The sequence below is a fragment of the Zavarzinia sp. genome (genome assembly GCF_049306435.1).
Classification (GTDB): Bacteria; Pseudomonadota; Alphaproteobacteria; order Zavarziniales; family Zavarziniaceae; genus Zavarzinia.
The window spans coordinates 1-3,766 of the sequence record NZ_JBAQRT010000281.1; the positions used below are offsets into that span (position 1 = coordinate 1).

Annotated in this window: 3 protein-coding genes; 1 reads left to right on the forward strand and 2 read right to left on the reverse strand. The window is 65.3% G+C overall.

What is annotated here, in order from left to right; genetic code table 11:
* Positions 1-107: 107 nt before the first annotated feature.
* Both gltA and gltX read right to left on the reverse strand, forming a co-directional pair.
* Positions 108-1,403, reverse strand: coding sequence for a citrate synthase (gene gltA / locus WAZ62_RS15625; RefSeq protein WP_422644459.1), 1,296 nt, complete (start codon positions 1,401-1,403; stop codon positions 108-110).
* Between the two features lie 183 nt (positions 1,404-1,586).
* A complete protein-coding gene (gene gltX / locus WAZ62_RS15630) occupies positions 1,587-2,990 on the reverse strand; it encodes a glutamate--tRNA ligase (protein ID WP_422644460.1) in 1,404 nt (467 codons plus the stop codon).
* Between the two features lie 116 nt (positions 2,991-3,106).
* Between gltX and WAZ62_RS15635 the strand changes: the two genes are divergently transcribed.
* Positions 3,107-3,766: DUF4131 domain-containing protein (locus WAZ62_RS15635; RefSeq protein ID WP_422644461.1), on the forward strand; the 660-nt coding region annotated here is incomplete at its 3' end.

Here is a 3,766-nt window from a genome sequence, read left to right on the forward strand (position 1 = left end):
ACCCAGCGCGGTGCCGAGCCCGGAGGAACGAGGCCGGCGCCCGGCGAGCGCCCGCGGGCGCCGGAGCGCCGCGGGGTTTCGCCGGACACCTTGTGGTCCATCCTGTGTCAGCCGCGCTCGCCGACCGGCGTATAGGTACGCCGGGTGGCACCGGTGTAGAGCTGGCGCGGACGGCCGATCTTCTGGTTGGGATCGGCGATCATTTCCGACCACTGGGCGATCCAGCCCACGGTGCGCGCCAGAGCGAACAGCGGGGTGAACATGGTGGTGGGGAAGCCCATGGCCTTCAGGATGATGCCCGAATAGAAGTCGACGTTCGGGTACAGCTTCTTCTCGACGAAATAGGGATCGCTGAGGGCGATGGCCTCGAGCTGCATCGCGACCTGGAACAGCGGGTCGTTGTGGACGCCGAGTTCGTCGAGCACTTCGCGGGCGGTCTGCTGCATCACCTTGGCGCGCGGATCGTAGTTCTTGTAGACCCGGTGGCCGAAGCCCATCAGACGGAACGGATCGTTCTTGTCCTTGGCCTTGGCGATATATTCGGGGATGCGGTCGGGCGTGCCGATTTCCTGCAGCATGTTCAGCGCCGCTTCATTGGCGCCGCCATGGGCGGGACCCCACAGGCAGGCGATGCCGGCGGCGATACAGGCGAAGGGATTGGCGCCCGACGAGCCGGCGAGCCGGACCGTGGAGGTCGAGGCGTTCTGCTCGTGATCGGCGTGCAGGATGAAGATCTTGTCGAGCGCGCTGGCGAGGATCGGCGAGACCTTATAGGGCTCGCAGGGCACGCCGAAGGTCATGTAGAGGAAGTTCTCGCAATAATCGAGATCGTTCCGCGGATACATGAAGGGCTGGCCGACCGAATATTTGTAGGCCATGGCGATGATCGTCGGCATCTTGGCGATCAGGCGATGGCTGGCGACCAGGCGCTGGCGCGGATCGTTGATGTCGGTCGAGTCGTGATAGAAGGCCGATAGCGCGCCGACGACACCGCAGATGACCGCCATCGGGTGCGCATCGCGGCGGAAACCGCGGAAGAACATCGACAGCTGTTCGTGCACCATCGTGTGATAGGTGATGCTCTTGAGGAATTTTTCCTTCTGCGCGGCGGTCGGCAGCTCACCGTTCAGCAACAGGTAGCAGACTTCCGGGAAGTCGCTGCTGTCGGCCAGTTCGTCGATCGAATAGCCGCGATAGAGCAGGACGCCTTCGTCACCATCGATATAGGTGATCTTGGATTCGCAGGACGCGGTGGAAGTAAAACCGGGGTCATAGGTGAAGTGACCGGTTTCGGCATAGAGCTTGCGGATGTCGATGACCTTGGGGCCAACCGTCCCCTCCATCACGGGCAACGCTAACGTGGTGCCACCATCATTCAGGGTTACTGTGGTCCGTTCGGCCATTCGCTGCACTCCGTCTAGCGCGTTTCTGACATGGGATTCACGGTAGCGGGACCGGCGTTGGGGGGAGCGGTCCCGTACCCTTCGGTTGAATGCACCCCCATTATACTGCGAAGCATTTCGGCACGAATAGGGCTGACGTGGCCGAGATGCATCTTTTCAAGTCAGGGCGCCCCGTCTTGACGGTCAGCGCCCCAGAGTGTCGTCGATACGGCCGAGGGACTCAACCCGGCCGAGAATTTCCGCCACCTCGAAGATGGGCGGCGAGACATTGGAGCCGCTGAGCGCGGCGCGCAGGGGCTGGGCGAAATCACCGAGCTTGGCATTGCTCGCCTCGGCCATGGCCCTGGCCGCGCCTTCGATCTGGGCCGCCGAGAAACTGTCGAGATCGGCGATGGCGGCGCGAAGGGAAGCCAGCTTGTCCCGACCGTCGGCCGACAGGATCTTCTCGGCCTTGGCATCGAGGGCGAGGGGCCGTTTCGAGACAAGAAAGCGAGCCGAATCAGTCAGTTGCACCAGAGTTTTGGCGCGCGCCTTCAAACCGTCCATCGCCCGCGCGATGCGATCGAGACCGGCGGCGTCGACCTCGATGCCTGCCTTGGCGAGATCGGCGGCGACCAGGCCGGCCAGGCGGCCATTATCCGCCTCGCGCAGGTAATGGCCGTTCAGATTGTCGAGCTTGGCGAAGTCGAAACGGGCGGGCGAGCGGCCGACGTTTTCGAGACCGAACCATTCGATCGCCTGTTCGGTCGAAATGGTCTCGTCGTCGCCATGGCTCCAGCCGAGGCGCAGCAGATAATTGCGCATGGCTTCCGGCAGATAGCCGAGATCGCGATAGGCATCGACCCCGAGGGCGCCGTGGCGCTTGGACAGTTTGGCGCCGTCCGGCCCGTGGATCAGCGGGATATGGGCGAACTGCGGCACGTCCCAGCCAAGGGAAAGGTAGAGCTGGGTCTGACGCGCGGTATTGGTCAGGTGATCGTCGCCGCGGATGACATGGGTGATGTTCATGTCGTGATCGTCGACCACGACCGAGAGCATGTAGGTCGGCGTGCCGTCCGAACGCAGCAGGATCATGTCGTCGAGTTCGGTATTGGGGAAGCGCACTTCGCCCTGGACCAGATCCTCGATCAGGGTCTCGCCCTCGCGGGGGGCCTTCAGGCGCACCGTGGGCCTCACGCCGGCCGGGGCCTCGGACGGGTCGCGGTCGCGCCAGAAACCATTGTAGCGCGGCGGCAGGCCCCTGGCCTTCGCGTCCTCGCGCATGGCGGTCAACTCGTCCGGCGTGCAATAGCAGAAATAGGCCTTGTCCTCGGCGACGAGGCGGTGGGCCTGCGCGGCATGAAGCGGCGCGCGGGCGAACTGGTGCACGACATCGCCATCCCAGTCGAGGCCGAGCCAGCGCATCCCCTCGAAGATCTTCTCGATCGCATCCTCGGTGGAGCGCTGGCGGTCCGTATCCTCGATGCGCAGACGGAAGGTGCCACCGAAATGCCGGGCGAACAGCCAGTTGAACAGGGCCGTTCGCGCCCCGCCAATATGAAGGTATCCGGTGGGCGAGGGGGCGAAGCGCGTGATGATGGGGGACATGACCAACTGACGTGTTTTTTCGACTACCGCTTCTTACCATGGCGAATTGGCTGATCACACCCCGTTAAGGGCTTGATACCATGCGTCGATAGTCGCATTCCGCAGGGCTGGCCCTCTTGAAAACCGCGCTTCCCCGTCCCGCCGCCGTGGCCGACCTTCTGGTCGGGATGAGGGACCGCTGGTTTCTGTGGCTGCCGGTGGGCATCGCCGCGGGGATCGGCCTTTATTTCGCCCTGCCGGGGGAGCCGGGGCTGGTCGTGTCCTTCGCGCCGGCCATTGTATTCATCGGGGCGTTCATGGTTTCGCGGCGACGGCCGGGTTTGGCCCTGGCGCTGCTGGCGCTCGCGGTTGTCGCCCTTGGTTTCGCCGCCGCCAGGCTGCGCGCCGAGATGGTCGGCACGCCGGTCCTGGCCCAGCGTCTCGGGCCGATTTCCTTCAATGCCGGTATCGAGGCGATCGAGGCCCGGCCGGGCGAGAGGCCCCGGGCCGTGCTTGGCGACCTTCCGACCCGGGCCGGCGGCCTGGTGCTGCCGCGCCGGGTTCGGGTCACGTTCGATCCCGACATGGCGGTCGCGCGGTTTTTCCCCGGGGACCGCATCCGCTTCACCGGCATCCTGTTGCCGGCGCCGGGGCCCGTGCTGCCCGGGGCACCCGATTATGCCCGCAATCTGTGGTTCGACGGGATCGGTGCCGTCGGCTATGCCACGGCGGCGCCGGAGGGACTGGCGGGGGGCGCGGGTGGCCTCGATGCCTGGCGGCAGCGCGCGGCCGATGGG